Source organism: Parabacteroides provencensis, from assembly GCF_900232875.1.
Taxonomy (GTDB): Bacteria; Bacteroidota; Bacteroidia; order Bacteroidales; family Tannerellaceae; genus Parabacteroides; species Parabacteroides chinchillae.
The window spans coordinates 900,001-922,777 of sequence record NZ_LT960488.1 but is presented as its reverse complement, the minus strand read 5'-3'; the positions used below and the strand labels follow the sequence as shown (position 1 = coordinate 922,777).

General features: G+C 39.5%; 15 protein-coding genes, 2 tRNA genes and 1 rRNA gene. 13 read left to right on the top strand and 5 right to left on the bottom strand.

Translation table 11 applies throughout. The annotated features are described in order from the left end of the window. Positions 1-202 precede the first annotated feature (202 nt). Both CTY47_RS04050 and CTY47_RS04045 read left to right on the top strand, forming a co-directional pair. Positions 203-2,743, top strand: coding sequence for an adenosylcobalamin-dependent ribonucleoside-diphosphate reductase (locus tag CTY47_RS04050; protein WP_099463534.1), 2,541 nt, complete (start codon positions 203-205; stop codon positions 2,741-2,743). 86 nt (positions 2,744-2,829) lie between these two features. Continuing rightward, a complete protein-coding gene (locus tag CTY47_RS04045; protein ID WP_099463533.1) occupies positions 2,830-5,517 on the top strand; it encodes a 4-alpha-glucanotransferase in 2,688 nt (895 codons plus the stop codon). Positions 5,518-5,600: 83 nt separating this feature from the next. Here CTY47_RS04045 and CTY47_RS04040 read toward each other — a convergent pair whose 3' ends face one another. Beyond that, the gene (locus CTY47_RS04040; RefSeq protein ID WP_099464062.1) at positions 5,601-5,978 is read right to left on the bottom strand and encodes a bactofilin family protein; all 378 of its coding nucleotides are present in this window, start codon (positions 5,976-5,978) and stop codon (positions 5,601-5,603) included. A 91-nt stretch (positions 5,979-6,069) separates the two neighbouring features. On the opposite strand from CTY47_RS04040, the gene folB reads away from it, so the two are divergent. The 4 genes from folB (at position 6,070) to CTY47_RS04020 (ending at position 10,084) form a co-directional block, all read left to right on the top strand. Next, positions 6,070-6,429: a dihydroneopterin aldolase gene (gene folB, locus CTY47_RS04035; RefSeq protein WP_099463532.1), complete on the top strand. Its 360-nt coding sequence runs from the start codon at positions 6,070-6,072 to the stop codon at positions 6,427-6,429. A gap of 197 nt (positions 6,430-6,626) precedes the next feature. After that, positions 6,627-8,063: a monomeric [FeFe] hydrogenase gene (locus CTY47_RS04030; protein WP_099463531.1), complete on the top strand. Its 1,437-nt coding sequence runs from the start codon at positions 6,627-6,629 to the stop codon at positions 8,061-8,063. Positions 8,064-8,071: 8 nt separating this feature from the next. Further along, positions 8,072-9,322 carry a PNGase F N-terminal domain-containing protein gene (locus CTY47_RS04025; protein ID WP_199163390.1) on the top strand — a complete coding sequence of 417 codons (1,251 nt, stop codon included), beginning with the start codon at positions 8,072-8,074 and terminating at the stop codon, positions 9,320-9,322. 117 nt (positions 9,323-9,439) lie between these two features. Next, positions 9,440-10,084: a MarC family protein gene (locus CTY47_RS04020; protein ID WP_099463530.1), complete on the top strand. Its 645-nt coding sequence runs from the start codon at positions 9,440-9,442 to the stop codon at positions 10,082-10,084. Positions 10,085-10,094: 10 nt separating this feature from the next. Here CTY47_RS04020 and CTY47_RS04015 read toward each other — a convergent pair whose 3' ends face one another. The 3 genes from CTY47_RS04015 to mtaB are packed head-to-tail and all read right to left on the bottom strand — an operon-like array spanning position 10,095 to position 13,404. Beyond that, positions 10,095-11,144, bottom strand: a complete 1,050-nt coding sequence (locus CTY47_RS04015) for a glycosyltransferase family 2 protein (protein ID WP_099463529.1) — start codon at positions 11,142-11,144, stop codon at positions 10,095-10,097. Further along, positions 11,141-12,067 (bottom strand): lysophospholipid acyltransferase family protein, encoded by a 927-nt coding sequence (locus tag CTY47_RS04010; protein WP_099463528.1) that lies wholly within the window; start codon positions 12,065-12,067, stop codon positions 11,141-11,143. The genes CTY47_RS04015 and CTY47_RS04010 overlap by 4 nt, the downstream gene beginning before the upstream one ends. 20 nt (positions 12,068-12,087) lie before the next feature. Beyond that, positions 12,088-13,404, bottom strand: coding sequence for a tRNA (N(6)-L-threonylcarbamoyladenosine(37)-C(2))-methylthiotransferase MtaB (gene mtaB, locus CTY47_RS04005; protein WP_099463527.1), 1,317 nt, complete (start codon positions 13,402-13,404; stop codon positions 12,088-12,090). Positions 13,405-13,595: 191 nt separating this feature from the next. Between mtaB and CTY47_RS04000 the strand changes: the two genes are divergently transcribed. The 3 genes from CTY47_RS04000 (at position 13,596) to CTY47_RS03990 (ending at position 17,808) form a co-directional block, all read left to right on the top strand. Next, on the top strand, positions 13,596-15,260 hold the full coding sequence (locus tag CTY47_RS04000) for an AMP-binding protein (RefSeq protein WP_099463526.1): 1,665 nt from the start codon (positions 13,596-13,598) through the stop codon (positions 15,258-15,260). Positions 15,261-15,415: 155 nt separating this feature from the next. After that, positions 15,416-15,619: a hypothetical protein gene (locus tag CTY47_RS03995; protein WP_099463525.1), complete on the top strand. Its 204-nt coding sequence runs from the start codon at positions 15,416-15,418 to the stop codon at positions 15,617-15,619. Between the two features lie 83 nt (positions 15,620-15,702). Further along, positions 15,703-17,808, top strand: a complete 2,106-nt coding sequence (locus CTY47_RS03990; RefSeq protein ID WP_099463524.1) for an outer membrane beta-barrel family protein — start codon at positions 15,703-15,705, stop codon at positions 17,806-17,808. A gap of 18 nt (positions 17,809-17,826) precedes the next feature. On the opposite strand, the gene CTY47_RS03985 is transcribed toward CTY47_RS03990, so the two are convergent. Continuing rightward, complete coding sequence (locus tag CTY47_RS03985; RefSeq protein ID WP_099463523.1) at positions 17,827-19,113, bottom strand: NAD(P)/FAD-dependent oxidoreductase; 1,287 nt, start codon at positions 19,111-19,113, stop codon at positions 17,827-17,829. Positions 19,114-19,241: 128 nt separating this feature from the next. Here CTY47_RS03985 and CTY47_RS03980 point away from each other — a divergent pair, with 128 nt between their 5' ends. From CTY47_RS03980 to CTY47_RS03965, 4 genes are all read left to right on the top strand, one after another. After that, positions 19,242-20,150: a DMT family transporter gene (locus CTY47_RS03980; protein ID WP_099463522.1), complete on the top strand. Its 909-nt coding sequence runs from the start codon at positions 19,242-19,244 to the stop codon at positions 20,148-20,150. A gap of 566 nt (positions 20,151-20,716) precedes the next feature. Then, a 16S ribosomal RNA gene (locus CTY47_RS03975) occupies positions 20,717-22,244 on the top strand. A 190-nt stretch (positions 22,245-22,434) separates the two neighbouring features. Beyond that, a tRNA-Ile gene (locus CTY47_RS03970) sits at positions 22,435-22,508 on the top strand. 24 nt (positions 22,509-22,532) lie between these two features. After that, positions 22,533-22,609 (top strand) — tRNA-Ala (locus CTY47_RS03965). Positions 22,610-22,777 lie beyond the last annotated feature (168 nt).

Genomic DNA, 22,777 nt, shown 5'->3' with positions numbered 1-22,777 from the left:
TTTCTTTTGGGAAAACATGGAATATTTTGAGTTTTCTTTTTGGGAAAACTTTTGGATGCATATAAAAATATAACATGTTGATTTTATGTGTATATTTTTGTGGTTTTGGAAAACTTTTCAACATATTTGTTTTTTAATATATAATAATTTGGATAGTAGCTAAAGTATTTATAAACTTGCAATCTTTAATAATTAAAACACCGTGGATCAGAAAATTTATACATTTGATGAAGCATTTAAAGCTTCGCTAGCCTATTTTACCGGTGATGAGTTGGCCGCTAAAGTATGGGTGAACAAGTATGCCTTAAAGGATGCTTTTGGTAATATTTATGAGCAGTCTCCGGTAGACATGCATCATCGTTTGGCACGGGAAATTGCCCGTGTGGAAAAAAAATATCCGAATCCATTGTCTGAAAAGGAACTATTCGATCTTTTTGACCATTTTCGTTATATTGTTCCGCAAGGGAGCCCGATGACAGGAATTGGAAATGACTATCAAATAGCTTCTCTCTCTAATTGTTTCGTGATTGGACTGGATGGTCAGGCGGATTCTTATGGGGCAATTATCCGCATTGATGAAGAGCAAGTACAGTTAATGAAACGCCGTGGAGGTGTAGGGCATGATTTATCTCATGTTCGCCCAAAAGGTTCTCCTGTGAAAAACTCGGCTTTAACATCTACCGGCCTTGTTCCGTTTATGGAACGATATTCCAATTCTACGCGTGAAGTTGCCCAGGATGGACGTCGTGGCGCATTGATGCTGAGTGTTTCAATTAAGCATCCGGACTCGGAATCTTTCATAGATGCAAAAATGGTAGAGGGGAAGGTGACAGGTGCAAATGTTTCTGTAAAAATCGATGATGATTTTATGAATGCTGTCGTAAACGGTTCTGTTTACAAACAGCAATACCCGGTCGATTCTCCAAACCCTGTTACAGTTAAGGAGATAGATGCTTCTGCTTTATGGCAGAAAATTATACATAATGCATGGAAATCTGCAGAACCGGGTGTTTTGTTTTGGGATACTATTTTAAAAGAATCTGTTCCGGATTCGTATGCTGATCTCGGGTTCCGCACTGTTTCAACCAATCCTTGTGGTGAAATACCTTTGTGTCCTTATGACAGCTGCCGATTGCTGGCTATTAATTTGTACTCATATGTTGTGAATCCGTTTACTAAAGATGCTTATTTTGATTATGATTTGTTTAATAAGCATGTAGGATTGGCACAACGGATTATGGATGATATTATCGATTTGGAATCGGAAAAGATCGAAAAAATATTAGAAAAGATAGATTCTGATCCGGAATTATTGGAGGTAAAACAATCGGAACGCCATCTGTGGGAAAAGATCCAAAGAAAAACTTTGATGGGACGTCGTACAGGTGTCGGTATTACAGCAGAAGGAGATATGATAGCTGCTCTTGGATTGCGTTATGGAACTGAAGAAGCTACCGAATGTGCTGAGAATATCCAGAAAATGTTGGCATTGGCTGCTTACCGTTCTTCTGTAATGCTCGCAAAAGAACGTGGCGCATTTGAAATATATGATGCAAAACGTGAAGAAAAGAATCCGTTTATCAATCGTTTGCGCGAAGCTGATCCCTCACTGTATGAGGATATGGTTAAATACGGCCGTAGAAATATAGCATGTTTAACGATTGCTCCAACCGGAACAACTAGTTTAATGACACAAACAACTTCTGGTATAGAACCTGTATTCTTACCGGTATATAAACGTCGCCGTAAAGTGAATCCGAACGATACAGACGCACGCGTCGATTTTGTTGATGAAACGGGTGATGCTTTTGAAGAGTATATTGTATTCCATCATAAATTTGTTACTTGGATGCAGGCAAATGGTTATTCCGTAACGAAAAAATATACACAGGAGGAAGTGGATGAGCTGGTGGCTAAATCTCCTTATTACAAGGCTACTTCCAATGATGTGGATTGGTTGCAGAAAGTTCGTATGCAGGGACGTATTCAGAAATGGGTAGATCATTCTATTAGTGTAACGATTAACCTGCCGGCTGATGTGTCTGAAGATCTTGTTAATAGTTTGTACGTCGAGGCTTGGAAGTGTGGCTGTAAAGGATGTACGGTTTATAGAGACGGTTCCCGTTCTGGTGTTTTGTTGGCGACGGACAGTAAAAAGAAGAAGGATGATTGTAATTGTATGCAACCTCCGGTTATTGTGTCTACCCGTCCCCGGGAGTTGGAAGCAGATGTCGTGAAATTCCAGAATAATAGAGAAAAATGGATCGCATTTGTGGGGTTGCTGAATGGACGTCCTTATGAAATCTTTACCGGTCTTGCTGATGATGATGAAGGTATTATGTTGCCTAAAAATGTATCGAAAGGTACCATTATAAAAAGCTATGATGAAGACGGTGATAAACATTATGACTTCCAGTTCAAAAATAAACGTGGATATAAAATGACAATTGAAGGGTTGGATGGTAAGTTTGATCCTGAATATTGGAACTATGCAAAACTGATTTCCGGCGTATTGCGTTATGGTATGCCTATAGACCAGGTTATTAAATTGGTACAAGGGATGGAACTTAACAATGAATCTATTAATACCTGGAAAAATGGTGTTGAGCGTGCATTGAAGAAGTATCTTCCGAATGGAACTGAAGCAAAGGGGCAGACATGTCCTAATTGTGGATTAGAAACATTGATCTATCAGGAAGGCTGTTTGATTTGTACCAATTGCGGTGCATCCAAATGCGGATAAGCGGCATGTTTAAATATATTGGAAATGCGGAGAGGTAATCTCCGCATTTTTTATATCTTCGTGTCCAAACTAAATTTAGATTTACCATGAAAATTACCTTTAATATTAACTTCCATACCGTTTGGGGACAGAAGTTATGTGTGGTAGGCTCAATTCCGGAGTTAGGCTCTTGGGAGCCGGCATTGGCTAAAGAAATGAATTATACGGGGGAAGGAAACTGGCAGCTTGAACTGGAGCTTTCTTCAGACCTGCAAATGATAGAATACCGATATATCTTAAGTGTAAACGACCGGCAAATATTTGAAGAATGGGAGAAAAACCATCAACTTATTTTTGACGGTTATACAGATAAATATACGCTTTATGATTATTGGCAGGTTCGTCCGGATGATCTGGCATTTTACTCTTCGGCTTTCACAAAAAGCTTGTTTGCCCATCCTTGTGATAAATACGAGAGAACCGTTAGAAGTGGACGGAAGTTGGTAATTAAAATTTCTGCACCTAGGGTTGAGAAGAACCAGAGTATTGCGATTACCGGGAATCAGGCGTGTTTGGGTAATTGGCATCCTGATAAAGCGTTGATCCTTGGTTGTGATACTTTTCCCGAATGGCATATTGATTTGGATGCAAATGAAATAAGTTATCCATTGGAATATAAGTTTTTGGTTTGGGATAATGATAAGCACCAGCCTTTATACTGGGAAACAGATGAAAATAGACAATTAAACCTTCTGGAACAAGAGAAAGGAGAAACTGTAACTGTTTCAGGATTATATTTTCGTGACAATCAGGAATTCTGGCGTTGTGCAGGCTCTGTTATTCCTGTATTTTCTTTACGCTCGGACAGTAGTTTCGGGGTTGGAGATTTAGGGGATTTGCATAAGTTGGTGGAATGGGTGAAGAAGACGCATCAGCGTATTATTCAGGTATTACCAATGAATGACACAACCATGTCGCATACGTGGGCAGATTCTTATCCATATAGTGCGATTTCCATATATGCTTTACATCCTATGTATATCAGTTTACCTTGGTTGGGAAAATTGAATGATACGGCAAAAGCCGCTTTTTTTGCAGATAAACAGAAAGAATTGAATGCGAAAGACTCTGTGGACTATGAGAATGTCGTAAAGTATAAAGTGGAGTTTTGCCGTGCTTATTTTGAACAGGAACGGGAGAATATTCTTAAAAGTATTGAGTTTAAAGAATTTGTATTTCGGAATGAATCGTGGCTGATGCCTTATGCCGCCTATTGCTATTTTCGTGATTTATATAATACATCCGATTTTACAAAATGGGGGACAAATGCAACTTATAACGAATCGGTTATAAAGCACTTATGTGCTAAAAACAGTGACGCGTATTCCGAAATATCGTTTACTTATTTCTTACAGTATATATTGGATGCTCAATTTAAAGCTGTATCCGATTATGCCCGGAAGAATGGTATTGTGTTGAAGGGGGATTTGCCTATAGGTGTGAATCGTACGAGCGTAGAGGCTTGGACGGAGCCTAAGTATTTTAACATGAATGGCCAGGCTGGTGCACCTCCTGACGATTTTTCCGCTAATGGCCAAAACTGGTCCTTCCCAACGTATAATTGGGATATAATGGAAAAAGATAATTTCTCTTGGTGGAAGAAGCGCTTTCATAAGTTGAGCGATTATTTTGGCTGTTTCCGCATAGATCATATATTAGGTTTTTTCCGAATTTGGGAAATTCCTCTAAGCTATGTGCAAGGATTGTGTGGACATTTTAATCCGGCTTTGCCTTTTACTAAAATAGAAATAGAACAGTTCGGACTTCATTTTAATGAAGCTCGTTTTACTACACCGCATATCAATGAAGAGTTTTTGCCGGAATTATTCGGACAGTTGGCGGAAGAGATGAAAAGCACATACTTAGCTCAGTCATCATCTCATCATTTTGTATTGAAACCTTTCTGTAATACTCAGAGAAAAATAGAGCAATTATTTGACGGAAAGAATGACGAAGTGTCATTGTGTATAAAAAACGGTTTGTTTGCTATAGCTAATGAAGTGTTGTTTCTAGAAGATCCTCGTGAGAAAGGTAAATTTCATCCCCGCATATCTGCTGGCCAATCTTATATTTACAAAGAGTTGAGTGTAGAAGACCGGTATGCTTTCGACCAACTCTATTGGAACTTCTATTATCATCGCCATAATGATTTTTGGAAAGCCCAGGCATTTAAACGTCTTACCCCACTAGTGAATAGTACTGAAATGCTCGTTTGTGGTGAGGATCTGGGAATGATTCCTGAATCTGTTCCCGACGTGATGAATAAATTGCAAATATTAAGTCTGGAGATAGAACGTATGCCGAAGTCTCCACAAAGAGAATTTACGGATATGTATAATCTTCCGTATCACTCGGTATGCACTACTTCAACTCATGATATGTCGCCGCTTCGTAGTTGGTGGAAAGAAGATCGGAAAAAGACACAGCGCTATTATAATAATGTATTGTTGCGCGAAGGGAATGCTCCTGAAGAACTGACTTCTGAGTTAGCGTCTCAAATTGTGGCAAACCATTTAGGGACGCGTTCTATGTTGGCTATTATCCCGTTGCAAGATTGGTTTGCGATGGATGACGCAGTCAAACGTCTGGATTATGAAGCTGAGCGGATAAATATACCAGCAAATCCATTCCATTATTGGCGTTATCGTATGCATATTTCTTTAGAAAAACTTATGCAGGCGGACGGACTAAATCAGAAAATAATTTCTTTGATAAAAAACTCCGGTAGGAAATGATAAGTTTTCGAAGGTCGGATTTTTGAGGATAATAACAATAAAAGGATATGCTATTCTAATTTTAGCATATCCTTTTATTGTTATTACTTCTTTGATATATTTTCTTTGTTTTCTCCGGACATGGAACAAGCTCCGTTGAATCTGGCATTTGGTTCAATTTCTAATACCTGAGCATAAATGTCTCCTTTTATAATGGCAGACCCTTTTAGTATCAATTTGGCATTAACTTTTATTGAGCCTTCTACTTCACCAAGTATTTCCGCATTGACGGAATTAATATTTCCGGTTACGCTTCCTTTTGGACCTACCACTATTTTTCCACTACAATTAACATCTCCTTCCACTTTCCCGTCAAGCCGGAAGTCTGTTTCTGTTATAATATTGCCTTTTACGGTCGTTCCTGCAGCCAGAGTGTTGTGTAAGCCGCTACCGGAACTTTCCTCTTTTTGTTTAATTCCCATCATATGTACTTTATTGCTTCACGCAAATATAAACTATTTTTTTTGCAGATAGGCTCTATTTTATATACATTTACATATAAATTGATATAATATGGTATCTCAAATAGAGCTGAAAGATATGAAATTTTATGCCTATCATGGTGTTTCCCCCCAGGAAACAAAGGTAGGTAATACATTCGTTGTGAACCTGATTTTGACGGCTCCTTTGGAGAAAGCTGTTATAAGCGACGATTTGCATGATACAATTAATTATGCAGAGATATTTGGAGCTGTTAAGCAGGAAATGGATATTCCTTCAAAGTTATTAGAGCATGTGGCGGGGCGTATAATGAATGCCTTGAAAGTAAAATTTCCTCAATTGCAGGAAATTAAATTAAAATTGTCGAAATTAAATCCTCCGTTCGGCGGAAACTTGCATAGTGCATCTATCATTCTGAAAGAAACTTTCTGATTGCATAATCTACTTTACTTTTCCTATATAATGTTACGTGTCGGGTTCTGAATGGACTCATAATTATGATTTTCCGGGTTCATAGTAATGATTTCGAAAAGTCATAACTATAAGTTCGTTTTTTGTTCGGCAGAATTTAGGTAAGTCTGGGCAGTTAACATTATCTTTGCATTTCAAAAGCACAAATGATATAGATTATGGCATTTACCAACAATGTAATGATTGTTCGCCACGGGTTATTGGCGAAGTTAGTGAAGCTCTGGAAAGAAAACCGTCTATTGGACGAAATAGATCGTTTACCTATTGAATTATCTCCCCGTAAGTCAAAGATTATGGGGCGTTGCTGTGTACATAAAGAGCGGGCGGTTTGGAAATACAAGACGCTTCCTCTCCTTGGTTTTGACATGAAGGATGAAGTGGACGAACTGACTCCTCTTTCCGAGTATGCGAAGCGGGCTTTACTACGTTCGGAGAACCTGAAAGAAAATATCATGTGTGTGGTAGACGAAGCATGCTCATCCTGTGTCTCTGTTAATTACGAGATAACGAATCTTTGCCGTGGATGTGTGGCCCGTAGTTGTTATATGAATTGCCCTAAAGATGCAATTCGTTTTAAGAAAAACGGGCAGGCCGAGATTGATCATGATACTTGTATAAGTTGTGGCAAATGTCATCAAAGTTGTCCTTATCATGCCATTGTTTACATTCCTATTCCATGCGAAGAAGTTTGTCCGGTGAAGGCCATAAACAAAGACGAATATGGAGTGGAGCATATAGATGAAACCAAGTGTGTCTATTGTGGGAAATGTGTGAATGCGTGCCCGTTTGGTGCTATATTTGAGATATCCCAGGTATTCGATATATTACAACGCTTGCGGAACAAAGAAGAAATGATTGCTATAGTAGCACCTTCTATTCTTGCTCAGTTTAGTGCTCCTATAGAAAACGTATATGGTGCAATTAAGGCATTAGGTTTTGCCGAAGTTGTAGAAGTTGCGCAAGGGGCCATGGAGACAACCAGCCATGAGGCGGAAGAGTTGGTTGAGAAGTTAAAAGAAGGGCAACCTTTTATGACCACCAGTTGTTGTCCTTCATACGTCCAGTTGGCTGAAAAACATATCCCCGATTTGAAGAAATATATTTCTTCTACAGGTTCGCCTATGTATTATACGGCGCGTCTTGTGAAAAAGAAATATCCGAACGCAAAGATTGTTTTTATCGGTCCTTGTGTAGCTAAACGCAAAGAGGTCAAGATGGACGCGTGTGTGGATTTTATAATGACCTTCGAAGAAGTCGGTTCTGTACTGACGGGGCTGGATATTAAGATAGAGGAGGCTAAGCCTTTTTCCGTTTTATACAATTCAGTTCGCGAAGCACATGGGTTTGCCCAGAGTGGCGGAGTTATTAATGCAGTCAAAGTATATTTGCAAGGCGGAAATGTAAACGCCGTACAAGTTTCGGATCTGAATAAGAAAAACGTCGCTCTTTTGCGTGCTTATGCTAAAACGGGTAAAGCTCCGGCACAATTTATAGAGGTAATGGCTTGTGAAGGAGGTTGTGTAACGGGACCTTGTACGCATGCCGATAAAAGTATAGGCCAAAAGCAATTAATAAAAGAGCTTACTAAATTCTAAACATAATAATGATAATTAAGAAAATTGCCTTTGCTATTTCTTTAACGGGGCTTCTGTTGTTGGCATCATCATGCGGACGAAAAGAATTGCCTGCCATGGGAAATTATACAGTCAGGATATTCAACGATACTCCTGTTTGTTTTGATCCGAACAAGTATCCGGGTGCTTATAACGCTCCGGGTGCGGATAGTGTTTACCATCTGGTTAACGGACGTATTATTTTGAGAAAAATTTCATTGCCCGACTATAAGCGGAATGTTGATATTACTCTCCGTGTTACGGTTGCTTCTAATGGTGATCGCTGGGATAAGTCCGGTTCATGTTTTGTGTTGCCCAATGCTTCAGGTATAAACTTATTGAACATAGCCAGGGGAGAAAAGCATTTCCCTGAAGTAGATAGCACAAAGCTTGAAAATATGATTGGTATTGTTCGGGGTAATGATTATTTGCCGACTGTAGAATTAATGCGTTTTATGACACCCTTTGGTGTGGGACATTTCAGTAGCCCGGACGATAGTCTGACAAAGCACCGGAAGCCTGTCTATATAGATCATTGGGCAGATAGTGTGAGTTGGGAACAAAACATTACTGATCTTTATCCCTTATTGCAGGGGGGAGCTTATGTTGGTATATTTATTGATAGCTGGACTCCGGAGGGATATGTTGCCAGCATGACGATAGAGGTACATGAGTCTGCTGTTGCCGAAGATGTTTTACCGCGCAAACATGTAGAACCTCTTATGAATACGGTATATTATATGGGGCAGGCTTACCTTGATATTTTTGCCCGTAAAGATGTTTCCACAGAGTTTGAAATCCCATCCAATGCCAGAAATGTGCGTTTGAAATATATTGTTACCGGTCATGGAGGACATTCGGGCGGTGACGAGTTTGTACAGAAACAGAATATTGTCTCTGTAAACGGGAAACCGGTGCTTGACTTTATTCCCTGGCGTACGGACTGTGCTTCTTTTAGGCGTTTTAATCCGGCAACAGGTGTTTGGTTAAAAAAACGTTTGGCTTCTTATATTACAGATAAAGGATATGCAGAGAAAGAGGTGGAAGAGCCGGTCGGTTCGTCTGATTTTTCCCGTTCAAATTGGTGTCCGGGTTCGGATGTGATGCCCGAAGAGGTTGAGTTGGTAAATATTCAACCCGGAAAGCATACGTTTACAGTAAGCATACCGGATGCACAACCTGTCGAGAATAACAAACTAAACCATTGGTTGGTATCTGCTTATCTTGTTTGGGACGAATAATCCGATTATATAATTAATGACGCAATATATCTACCGATAAATATGTATGTTTGTAAAGCGTTTGTATATTGCGTCATTGATGCTTTGTTTATTAACATTATTGAAATGTAATTTATTATGGAAACTTTGTTGCCTTTTGCTTTATTGTGCTTTACTTCCTTTTTTACATTGACGAATCCATTGGGCACTATGCCTGTTTTTCTGACAATGACGCATGGCATGAATAATCAGGAACGCCAGGACATTGTGAGAAGGGCAACTATCGTTTCTTTTATTACTTTGCTGGTATTTACTTTTTCCGGCCAGTTTCTTTTTAAGTTCTTCGGTATCTCTACAAATGGTTTTCGTATAGCCGGAGGGTTTATTATTTTTAAAATCGGCTATGATATGCTGCAGGCACGTTATTCCAATGCCAAGTTGAAGGAAGAGGAAGTCAGGACGTATGCAAATGATATTTCCATTACTCCTTTGGCTATTCCGATGCTTTGTGGCCCGGGAGCTATAGCAAACGGAATTATGCTGATGGATGATGCCAATACATATATGTTGAAGGGTATATTAATAGGCGTTATAGCTCTGGTGTACTTTATAACTTTTCTTATTCTTAGAGCTTCTACCCGTTTAGTGAAGATGATAGGGGAAACAGGCAATAACGTGATGATGCGTCTTATGGGACTTATACTGATGGTTATTGCAGTAGAATGTTTCGTTAGTGGTATTCGTCCTATCCTTGTAGATATAATGAAAGAGTCGTTTGCTTAAAAGTGCTTTTTTAACGCTGATATAGCTTTAAGTCACTATAGGCCTTTTTACCTTTTAGGTAGAATTGCACGATCAGGCTTTTACGCATCAGTTCCGGAATTTCCTTCAATGTCGTTTTAGCCAGGTTCTCATTGCGAACTGGCAAGTAGGATGCTTTTAACTGATAAAATTCTTTTCGTGCTTTGTATACTGCATGTGCATTTTTCGGATGTCCGCTTAACAGGAACTTGGTTGCTGCAATGTAATCTAACCAGAAACGAATACGCATAACGTGCCTTAATTTATTTTCCGGCAGATTTTTATATAACATCAGTAGGTTGTTACGGAAATTGAGAAATGTTTTTCTGGGACTTTCTACACTGAGAGTAGCTCCTCCTACATGGTATACAACAGATTGGGGATTACATACAAGACGATAGCCACGGCAACGGAGTCTCCAGCACATATCGACCTCTTCTTGATGAGCAAAGAATTTTGCATCCAGCCCGCCTTCCTCCTTGTATATGCTGGTTCTTATAAATAAGCATGCTCCGGTAGCCCAAAGTATATCGGCCGGTGTATCATATTGCCCGGAATCCTCTTCTACCAAGTGTAGCATGCGTCCTCTGCAAAATGGATAACCGTATATATCGAGATAGCCTCCGGCTGCACCGGCATATTCAAAATATTCTTTATTAAGTTGGGCTTTGATCTTTGGCTGCACACAAGCTATATTCTTGTCGGAATCGAGGGTGGAAACAGGTGCATCCAGCCAATTTGGGGTTACTTCTACATCACTGTTCAGTAGCACGGCATATTCGCTGTCAATATATCTGAGAGCCTGGTTGTAACCTTCTGCAAATCCGTGATTTGTAGTAAATGGGATAACTCTGACTGATGGAAACCGGTCTGCCAGCATCTCTAACGAATTATCGGTGGATCCATTGTCGGCAACTACGATTTCTGCTATTTCCGGTGGAGTATGGGTGATAACGGATGGCAGGAATTTTTCCATTAACTTTGCTCCATTCCAATTCAGTATTACGACAGAAACTTTTTTAACGTGCGGATTATTTTTCATTGTTCTGTTGCTTGTTTGCCATTCTCGTTTATTTGTTGTTCTGTATGTCGTTTGTATTTCCAACGTTTATGTGTCCATAACCAATAAGCCGGATTTCTTAAGATTGATTTTTCCATTAGGCGGGCATATTCTTCGGTAATCCAGAATTCGGGAGTCTTTTTGGGTATTTTTGTCAGAAGTGTGAAATTTACTGTGTAGTAGCCTCGTTTTACCTGTTCCACATCTAAGAACACAACAGGAAGATTCAATTTTTGCGCAATTCGTTCGGGACCGGTTAGCATAGGAGTATCCTGGTTCAGGAAGTTTGTCCAATAATGAAGATTTGCTTCGCTAGGAGTTTGGTCTGCAATGAAAATGACCAGACTGCGGGTCATATCTTGTTTCAATTTAATAATGTCGCGTACGGCATCTCTCTTTTTTATGCCGAAAGAACCGAAACGCGTACGTAATTTAATAAATAACCGGTCTACCGCAACATTATTCAACGGGCGGTATATTTGATAAAGAGACACACTGTCGAAGCGGGAGGTTGATCCTGAAAACCATTCCCAGTTTCCGTAATGTCCCATAAGCATAATGACACATGTGAATCCTTCTTTCATTAACTGGTCGATTAGTTCCGGATTTTTAATATATGCGCGACGTTGTAATTCTTCCAGAGGAATATCTGCAAGTTTGATAGTTTCCACGATGTAATCTGCGAAATGGTGGTAGAATTTCTTTTCCAGTTGAAGGAGTTCTTCTTCAGATTTCTCAGGAAAAGAGGCTTTCATGTTTCCTCGTACGATTTTGAGCCTGTATTTTATAACTTTATAGATAAAGAAATACAGGATATCTGATAATAGATAAAGCAAGCACATCGGAAAAATGGCCAATAGCTTTACCAGTATGTATATAATAGTGTATAGTAGTTTAGTTAACATAACTATTTGTTGTTTGTTGCTTATATTAACCGGCAAGTCAGAGCTGTCTTTTCTTTATTCCAATTGTCCAGTATGACTTGGTTTGTTTTGTTTACTAGAGATATGTTGTATGGTATCTCTATTTTAATGTAGTTTTCTGTAAATCCGTGCATCATACCTCCTTTTCGGGTATGTTCGAATAAAACATTAGCTTCTTTTCCTATATGTTTTTCATAAAAGGAGTGGAGTTTATTCTCTGATATATCCAGAAGCTTTTGGCTACGCGCATGCTTGGTTTTCGGATCTACTACATAGTCTATTTTGAGAGCTTGTGTACCTGGTCGTTCCGAGTAGCTGAATACATGCAACTGAGATATATCCAGACTTTCTATGAACATACGGGCTTCTTCAAAATACTCGTCAGTTTCTCCTCTGGTTCCAACAATTACGTCTACACCAATGAATGCATGCGGCATAATTTCTTTTATCTTTTCTATTTTATGACGGAAAAGCGCCGTGTCGTATCGCCGCCGCATTAACTGTAAAACATTATCGCTGCCACTTTGCAAAGGTATATGAAAATGTGGGGCGAAACGTTTACTGGAAGCTACAAATTCGATAGCCTCGTCTGTGATCAGATTAGGCTCGATTGAAGAAATCCGGTATCTGGCAATACCGTCTATATCATCTAATGCTTTAATTAGGTCGATAAATGTTTCTCCTGTACTTTTTCCGAAATCTCCGATGTTTACACCGGTAAGTACAATTTCCTTTCCTCCTTTTTGCGCAACTTCTTTAGCTTGTGCAACCATGCTTTCAATAGTTCCGTTACGGCTTCGTCCCCGTGCAAACGGTATTGTGCAGTAAGAACAATAGTAGTCGCATCCGTCCTGAACTTTTAGAAAATGACGGGTACGGTCATCGGCAGAGCATGATGGAGAAAATACTCGTATGTCTTTGGATTGGGAAGCGATAATGGCTCCTTCTTCTTTTTTCTTCAGGTTATCTAAATATTGGAGGATGTCCAGTTTTTGTTCTGCACCCAGAACAAGGTCTACTCCTTCAATATGTGCTACCTCTTCCGGCTTTAGCTGGGCATAACATCCTGTTACGACAATGAAAGCTCCGGGATGTTGTTTACTGATCTTACGGATAGCCTGACGGCATTTTTTATCTGCCAATTCGGTTACGGAGCAAGTATTAACAACACAAATGTCAGCTTTCTCTCCTGAGCGTACTTTTCGTACTCCTTGTTCAGCCAGCATTTTGCCGATCGTGGAGGTTTCTGCAAAATTAAGTTTACATCCTAAAGTGTAATAAGCTGCTATTTTATTTTCGAAAACACTTTTGTCTATCATTCTTGTGGAATTATTCGGCAAATATAATGAAAATATTAGGAAAACAGACGCTTTGCATGCTATCGTTCTATCGGGATGATGACCGGTTTTTGTCATTTTCTTGTGTTTCATAGTCTATCGGATATTTTCTTTTTCATTTGTGTATTTCTTTGATTGTCTTTATTTTTGCACAAAATTCACGAGTGTGTGCTATGATAAAAGAAAATTTCATCAAGATTTACGAAGAGAGTTTTAGAGAGAACTGGGCGTTGCCGGCATTAACCGATTATGGTAAAGGAACTAGTTTTACGTTTGGTGATGTGGCTACGGAAATAGCTAAAATACATCTTCTGTTTGAAAATTGCCAGGTACGCCGTGGTGATAAAATTGCTTTGATAGGTAAAGACAGTGCACGCTGGTGTATAGTCTATATGGCAGCTGTTACGTATGGAGCTATTATTGTTCCTATTTTGCAGGACTTCAATCCGAATGACGTACATCATATAATAAATCATTCCGAATCAATATTTCTGTTTGTAAGTGACCGTATTTGGGACACATTGGAAGAGGAAAAAATAGAAGAGATTCGGGGAGTATTTTCATTATCAGATTTCCGTTGTTTGCATCAGCGTGACGGGGAATCTATTCAGAAGTTACTGAAATGTATAGATGAAAAAATGGCTGAAAAATATCCGGAAGGTTTTAAAAAGGAAGATATTAAATATGCCGAACTGGATAATGATAAGGTAGTGTTGCTGAATTATACTTCCGGTACAACCGGCTTTAGCAAGGGGGTCATGCTAACAGGAAACAATCTGGCCGGAAATGTAACTTATGCTAAAACGTTGGATTTATTGTTCCGCGGCGATCGCGAATTATGTTTTCTTCCACTGGCACACGCTTATAGTTGTGCCTTTAACTTTTTGGTACCGATGGCGGTAGGTGCGCATGTTTATCTATTAGGAAAAGTTCCCTCACCTAAAATTTTACTGAAAGCTTTCGAAGAGGTAAAGCCGAACTTAATTTTGACAGTCCCGCTCATATTGGAAAAGATTTATAAAAAGATGATTCTTCCGCAATTGAGTAAAACAACAATGAAGGTTGCTTTGAGTATTCCTTTGTTGGATGGAAGGATTTATGCTCAGATTCGTAAACATTTGGTGGATGCCATGGGAGGACGTTTCCGGGAAGTTATTGTTGGCGGGGCAGCCATGAATCAGGAAGTAACGGAATTTTTATATAAAATCAAATTTCCGTTTACGATTGGCTATGGGATGACCGAATGCGCTCCGCTTATCAGCTATGATCATAATAACGAGTATGTGCCGGGTTCATGTGGGCAGGTACTGAAGGGAATTATGGAAGTGCGTATTGACTCAGATGATCCCTATAATAAGGTAGGAGAGATACAGGTGCGTGGTGAAAATGTGATGAAAGGATATTATAAAAACGAGGAAGCAACAGATCAGATATTTACCGAAGACGGCTGGTTGAAAACCGGAGACTTGGGAACAATCGACCATGATAACCGTATATATATACGTGGGCGTTGCAAAACGATGATTCTAGGTTCCAGTGGTCAGAATATATATCCGGAAGAGATAGAGTCTAAATTGAATAACCTTCCGTTTGTAATGGAAAGTATTGTGATCGAGAAAAACGGAAAATTGGTGGGCTTGGTTTATCCTGATTATGATACGGTTGACAGTACTGGTATTTCACATGAAGACCTGCCTGTTATTATGGAACAAAACAGGATAGAGTTAAACAAGCTGCTAGCCCCTTATGAAGCGGTATCCGAGCTACAGCTTTATCCTATGGAATTTGAAAAAACTCCGAAGAAAAGTATTAAAAGATATCTGTATAGTAACTATTAATAAATTAGCTAATATTGATTATCAATAGTTTATAAGTGTGGCTGAAAATATTTTGAAAAAAAGTGACTTATGTTGTACAACATGTATGATTAATACATACATTTGCATCGTTTTACAACAAAGAGATATTATAGACCGTTTAAATTAAAGACAAAATGAAAAAGTTAGTTGCATTTGCTGCTGTTATTGCAGCTGTATCATTCACATCTTGTGGTAACAAATCTGCAGAAACTACAGAAGAAACTGTAGCAGAAACTGAAACAGTTGAAGCTGCTCCTGTTGTAGAAGAATCAGTTGAAGCTGAAGAAGTTGCTCCTGCAGATTCTACTGCTGCTGTTGAAGCTGCTCCTGCTGAATAATTTCAGTATCAGTTTAAGAAAGGACAGTCTGTATGTTTTGCATACAGACTTTTTTTGTTTATATACCTATCGGAATAAAGAATATGAAAAAAGAATTACTACTTCCGGCTATGATCTTATTAGGCCAACAATTGTTTTCCCAGACACTCATAGATACAACATTGTTTATACAAAACATTGACGTACAAGGCAAACGTTTTGCCGGTATTAGTGGTGGAGAAATAAAAAAGTTGCAGGTTGAGGATAATTTGACTAGCATGACGGGCACTACTGCTGAAGCATTTCGACAAATACCCTCATTAATAACGGATATGGAAGGAGGAGTAACCTTTCGTGGGGCGGATAAACCGGGAATGTTAATAGATGGTATACCTTATGGATTGTTGGAAGAATATAGCGGTGATGCCTTAATTCAATTACCGGCTCTGTTTTTTAACAAGATATCGCTGGGTCAGTTTCCTCCTGTAAATTTGGTACCTGATGGTGATGCGGGAGTCCTGAATTTGTCATCTGCCATGTTTGGAAAGAACGATTCTCCCTTGATTGTGACATTAGGCGCAGGTTGGAATGAAAGATATAATGCCGGAGCCATATTAAATCTCCATCCGGCCAAATTTCATATAACGGCGAAATATAATTACCGCAAGGAGTATCGCGAACGTACATTTAGTAAATCTACAGCAACTTTAAAGAATCGTACGGAAATGAATAACAATGCAGTTGCACGTCCGGATGTTCATTTAGCTGATTTAAAAGTTGGTTATGATCTTTCATCCAAAGACCAAATCACTATTCACGGTTTATATTATTTAATGGATTATAGCCGTTACGGACGTATCAATAATCGCGTATTCAATCCACAGGGAGAGCAATTGAAATATGTAATACGTAATCGTTATAATGATCAAAAACAGGAAGCTTATGCTGCCGAGGCTTACTGGAACCACCGCTTTTCTAATAACAGTAATCTTTATACTGTATTCAATTATAATAACTTTATATATAATGAAGATAATGATTTCAAGAATGAAAACCCCGAAAGCGGGAAAATAGTAGCCGAAGATAATCAGTTTTTTAACAGGAAGAAGCATAACTATTACTGGAGTGCCGGATATAGCCTTCCGTTTTCTGAAAACTGGATATTCAACGTTGGATATATAGGCCGGTCTAAAGTGGAAAATTATGATACGGATGCAAATAAAAAAATTAATGGTAATTGGGTTTCAAACGATCAGAAAATATATAATTACCGGTTTCACCGTTCCTTAAATCTGCTATATGCCTCTCTGGAGAGAAAGTGGAATGATTTTGAAGCTGAGGTTGGATTGCATGTCGAAGTAAATAAACAAACTATGGAAGAGTTTAGCCCGTTTTGGGTAAATTCCTCAAATTCTGTGAATGTAGGTCTGAAAACGGACAATACTTATTTTCATTTATATCCGCGCGCTCGTTTTTCTTATCAGATGGGAAAGAACAATCAATTGATTTTTAGTTATCAGCAACGTGTGATTCGTCCTGATGGTTCGGATTTAAGTTCATTCCTGGATAATAGTGATGTGACACATATATCACAAGGAAATCCTGATTTGAAGGATGAGTTTATTCATACACTGGAGCTGGGTTATCAGTTGACTGTGTTAAATTTTCGTCTGTCTCCGGCTCTTTATTATCGAAACAGGACGAACCGTATAATGGAGGCTGCCTCTCAGGTAAACGACGAGACTATCTGGATGAAAGATAATGTCGGTAACAGCCAGACTGTTGGGTTTGATATTTCGATGAATTGGAGTCCGTTTAAAAATGTATCTGTAGGCCTGTCCGGTGATGTTTATCGCGATGAAATAGATGGTCGGATGATAGGGTATGACAATGTAAAGAAGTCTCTTACTTGTTGGGATATAAAAGGGAATGTAAATGTAAATATTACGCGGAATACGGAATTTCAGGTTGATGGCTTTTTTATATCAGACCAGCTTACTCCGCAAGGTAAAATTAAAAGCCATTATAGTGTAAATGCAGGATTGTCGCATTATTTTATACATCGTAAATTACGTGCAAACTTAAGTATCAATAATATTTTTGATACGTTGGAAGAGATTACGGTTATTGATACAGAAAATCTGCAGATGACGCAAAAGCGTAACCGCGATGCCCGGGTTGCATGGCTTACCTTGACTTATAATTTATAGATTTACTGATAGTTTATGCTATTCATCCTGTTTTCGTTTGCCTATAAACAGGATGAAGCGCATAGACCGGTCGTATGTGAAATAATTCCATATCCAATCAATTAGTATCACCAGTTTGTTTTTAATTCCGAGGATTGAGCGGAGGTGTACAAACATCCATACCAGCCAGGCCGTGAATCCTTGCAGTTTTATTTTATTCAAGTCGGCAACAGCTTTGTTTCTTCCTATTGTTGCCAGTGTTCCTAAATTCTTGTAATGAAATTGTACCGGTTCCTTCCCGGCTTCCATCCGTTGGATATTGGTTGCCAGTAAAGCTCCTTGCTGAATAGCCACTTGGGCCACCTGGGGGTGTCCGTTCGGATATTGTTCTTCTGTCTGGTAACAGATATCTCCGATTGCAAACACATTAGGGATACCTTTTACCTGATTAAATTCATTTACTATAATACGTCCTCCTCTGCTCAGCAGGTTTTCGTTTATATTTTGAAAATGTACGGCTTTTACTCCGCTGACCCAAAGAAGAGTTTTGGTTGCAATTGTTTCTCCGTCATCCAATATAACCTTGCCCTCCTTGTAGTCGACAACTTTTTTGTTTAATAGTATATTGACGCCCATGTCTTCCAAAAAACGTTTGGAGTTGGAAGATGCTTTAGTTGACATTACTCCCAGTAACTTGGGAGAAGCTTCTATGAGATAGATATTCATATTGAATTTTCCCAGATCGGGATAGTCTTTAGGCAATACGAAACGTTTCATTTCAGATAAAGCACCGGCTACTTCCACCCCTGTTGCTCCCCCTCCCACAATAACTACGTTCAGAAAGGCTTGTTTTTCTTCTGGATCCGTGCAAATAGCAGCTTTTTCGAGATGAAGTAAAAGGGTATCCCGTAGAAGCAAAGCTTCCTCTATTGTCTTCATAGGGAGAGAATTTGCCTGAATTGCTTTGTTGCCGAAAAAGTTGGTTGTAGTTCCTGCTGCCAATATTAAGTAGTCGTATGTGAGTTCTCCTATAGAGGTTATAATCAGATTTTTTTCCGCAATAACACTATTTACTTCAGCCAGGCGGAAATAGAAATTTTTTCTGTTATAAAAGATTTTCCGGAAAGGAAAAGAGATCGAGTTGTATTCTAATCCGGATGACGCTACCTGATATAATAGAGGAGGAAATTGGTGATAGTTGTTTTTATCGATAAGTACAATCTGGAAATTCGTATTTTTTAATTTATTTGCTAGTTGCAATCCGCCAAATCCTCCGCCAATAATTACAATACGTTTTTTATCTGTTTGAGGGATGTTGAAACTCATATTCTGGATATTTTATTTATAAAACAATAACCGGGGAAAATAAGTTTCTTTTTTCTGTTTTAATTTCCGGGCTTATCTCCTGTCCGGGAATGTTTAAGTTATATCTTTGCGACGAAAAATGAATTATTATGGGAGAGGTCAGAGGAATGTGGTTCTATCATTTGATAGCTATTGTTACGGTAATTGTTTGGGGAACCACTTTCGTTTCTACTAAAATATTGCTTTCTTATGGATTATCACCAATGGAAATATTGTTATATCGTTTTGCATTGGCCTATGTGGCTATGTGGTTTGTTGCTCCGCGTAAAATTTTGGCAAGAAACTATAAGGATGAATTGTTGTTTGTGATGGCTGGATTGTGTGGCGGTTCTTTATATTTCGTATCAGAAAATACGGCATTGGGGATTACGTTGGCCTCGAATGTATCATTAATATTATGTACAGCTCCCATTCTTACGGCATTGCTTACTTTTCTTTTTACGAAAGGAGAGAAGCTGGATCGTAAATTGATATGGGGATCACTGATCGCCTTTGTGGGGGTAGCCTTGGTGGTCTTTAATGGAAGTTTTATTCTGAAAATCAATCCTGTAGGAGATGTTCTGACTTTGATTGCTGCACTGATGTGGGCTTTCTATGGCTTGATCCTGAAGAGAATGGGTTCCCGGTATCCTGTGTTGTTTGTTACGCGCAAAGTTTTCTTTTATGGAATTATCACCCTGCTTCCGATGTTTTTGTTTAAACCTATTCAGACGGATTGGCACGTTTTAGTGCAACCAGTGATTTGTTTGAATTTGTTGTTTTTAGGCCTGGTAGCATCTATGCTTTGTTATATTATGTGGAATACGGCAGTTAAGCAATTAGGGGTAGTTCGTACGACGAATTATATTTATATAGTACCTTTGGTTACATTGATAACATCTGCTATTGTGATAGACGAGATAATTACGATAGTCGGTTTATTTGGGTCTGTATTTATTTTAAGTGGGGTTTATGTCGCAGAAAGAGGGTTGAAATGCTGTCGGTTGTTACGGAGTTAATGCAATAGGCTGTTTATTCCAATCATCCCGATGAAATAATAAAATCATCCCGATCTTTTTTTTAAATCATCGGGATGATTTATTTTCTGATTTTTTGAATGTATTAAGCTTATTAGGTAATCCCGTACATTATATATATAAATAAATCGTATAGATTTAGTGATAACGAATCCTATAATTTTTTTTCATGATGTAACTTCCGTTTGTTATGATAATTAGGTTGTGCGCTTTGTTCAGTTTAGGAAAATAGTTGTCATAAAGTTTGGAATATATGTTTAAGAGCATTACTTTTGCATCCGCATTCGAGAGAGAATGAATGGAGAATAGATATAGAACAATATTTTTATCAAAAAAGTTCCGAAAACATTTGGAGCTAATAAATAAAAAGTTTTATCTTTGCATCCACGTTCGCTAAAAAGCGGGTGTATAACGAGTTCTTTGAAAGATTTACATACAACAAGTAGTACAAGTATTATACAGACATTGATGTTTGTTTAAAGAATAATAATACCGTCAATTACTTAATAGATTTAGAGATTCTGAGCAAAGGTATAAAAAACAAATTAACAACGAAGAGTTTGATCCTGGCTCAGGATGAACGCTAGCGACAGGCTTAACACATGCAAGTCGAGGGGTAGCAGGGGATAGCAATATCCCGCTGACGACCGGCGCACGGGTGAGTAACGCGTATGCAACTTACCTATCAGAGTGGGATAACCCGGCGAAAGTCGGACTAATACCGCATAAAACAGGGGTCCCGCATGGGAATATTTGTTAAAGATTTATTGCTGATAGATAGGCATGCGTTCCATTAGATAGTTGGTGAGGTAACGGCTCACCAAGTCGGCGATGGATAGGGGTTCTGAGAGGAAGGTCCCCCACATTGGTACTGAGACACGGACCAAACTCCTACGGGAGGCAGCAGTGAGGAATATTGGTCAATGGGCGAGAGCCTGAACCAGCCAAGTCGCGTGAAGGATGAAGGTTCTATGGATTGTAAACTTCTTTTAGAGGGGAATAAAGTGCGGGACGTGTCCTGTTTTGTATGTACCCTCTGAATAAGCATCGGCTAACTCCGTGCCAGCAGCCGCGGTAATACGGAGGATGCGAGCGTTATCCGGATTTATTGGGTTTAAAGGGTGCGTAGGTGGATGTTTAAGTCAGCGGTGAAAGTTTGTGGCTCAACCATAAAATTGCCGTTGAAACTGGGCGTCTTGAGTATGTTTGAGGTAGGCGGAATGCGTGGTGTAGCGGTGAAATGCATAGATATCACGCAGAACTCCAATTGCGAAGGCAGCTTACTAAACCATAACTGACACTGAAGCACGAAAGCGTGGGTATCAAACAGGATTAGATACCCTGGTAGTCCACGCAGTAAACGATGATTACTAGGAGTTTGCGATATATTGTAAGCTCTACAGCGAAAGCGTTAAGTAATCCACCTGGGGAGTACGCCGGCAACGGTGAAACTCAAAGGAATTGACGGGGGCCCGCACAAGCGGAGGAACATGTGGTTTAATTCGATGATACGCGAGGAACCTTACCCGGGTTTGAACGTAAGAAGACCGACCAGGAAACTGGTTTTCTAGTAATAGCTTTTTACGAGGTGCTGCATGGTTGTCGTCAGCTCGTGCCGTGAGGTGTCGGCTTAAGTGCCATAACGAGCGCAACCCTTATCACTAGTTACTAACAGGTCAAGCTGAGGACTCTAGTGAGACTGCCAGCGTAAGCTGTGAGGAAGGTGGGGATGACGTCAAATCAGCACGGCCCTTACATCCGGGGCGACACACGTGTTACAATGGCATGGACAAAGAGCTGCTACACAGCGATGTGATGCAAATCTCCAAACCATGTCTCAGTTCGGATCGGAGTCTGCAACTCGACTCCGTGAAGCTGGATTCGCTAGTAATCGCGCATCAGCCATGGCGCGGTGAATACGTTCCCGGGCCTTGTACACACCGCCCGTCAAGCCATGGGAGCCGGGGGTACCTGAAGTCCGTAACCGTTGAGGATCGGCCTAGGGTAAAACTGGTGACTGGGGCTAAGTCGTAACAAGGTAGCCGTACCGGAAGGTGCGGCTGGAACACCTCCTTTCTGGAGCGACGGATCTCTGAAGAAGTAAAGACTCAGGTATTAAGTTCTTTACTTGTACTACGGTTGCTATGTATTAAAATATATGATCTTACTCACAAGAGGGTATAAGTATGGATATAGTGTCCATGTTTGTCCTTTAGGTAGAGAAAGAGAGAAAAATGATGCTGAGAGTAATCGAGGCAAAGTTGACAGTCCTATAGCTCAGTTGGTTAGAGCGCTACACTGATAATGTAGAGGTCGGCAGTTCAACTCTGCCTGGGACTACAAAAAAAATCTCAAGAAAAAAAGGGGGGATTAGCTCAGCTGGCTAGAGCATCTGCCTTGCACGCAGAGGGTCAACGGTTCGAATCCGTTATTCTCCACCAAAAAGTTCGACACACCGCAAGAGTATAGTTGATTAAACTGTCAACTGTCCCTTGTCACCTGTCAACTGAAAAAAGATCTTTGACATGATGGACAAAAGAATAAAGTAAAGTAGAGCAAAGCTGAAGATATATCAGCCCGACGCGGTACTAATTATAGTACAGTGTCAA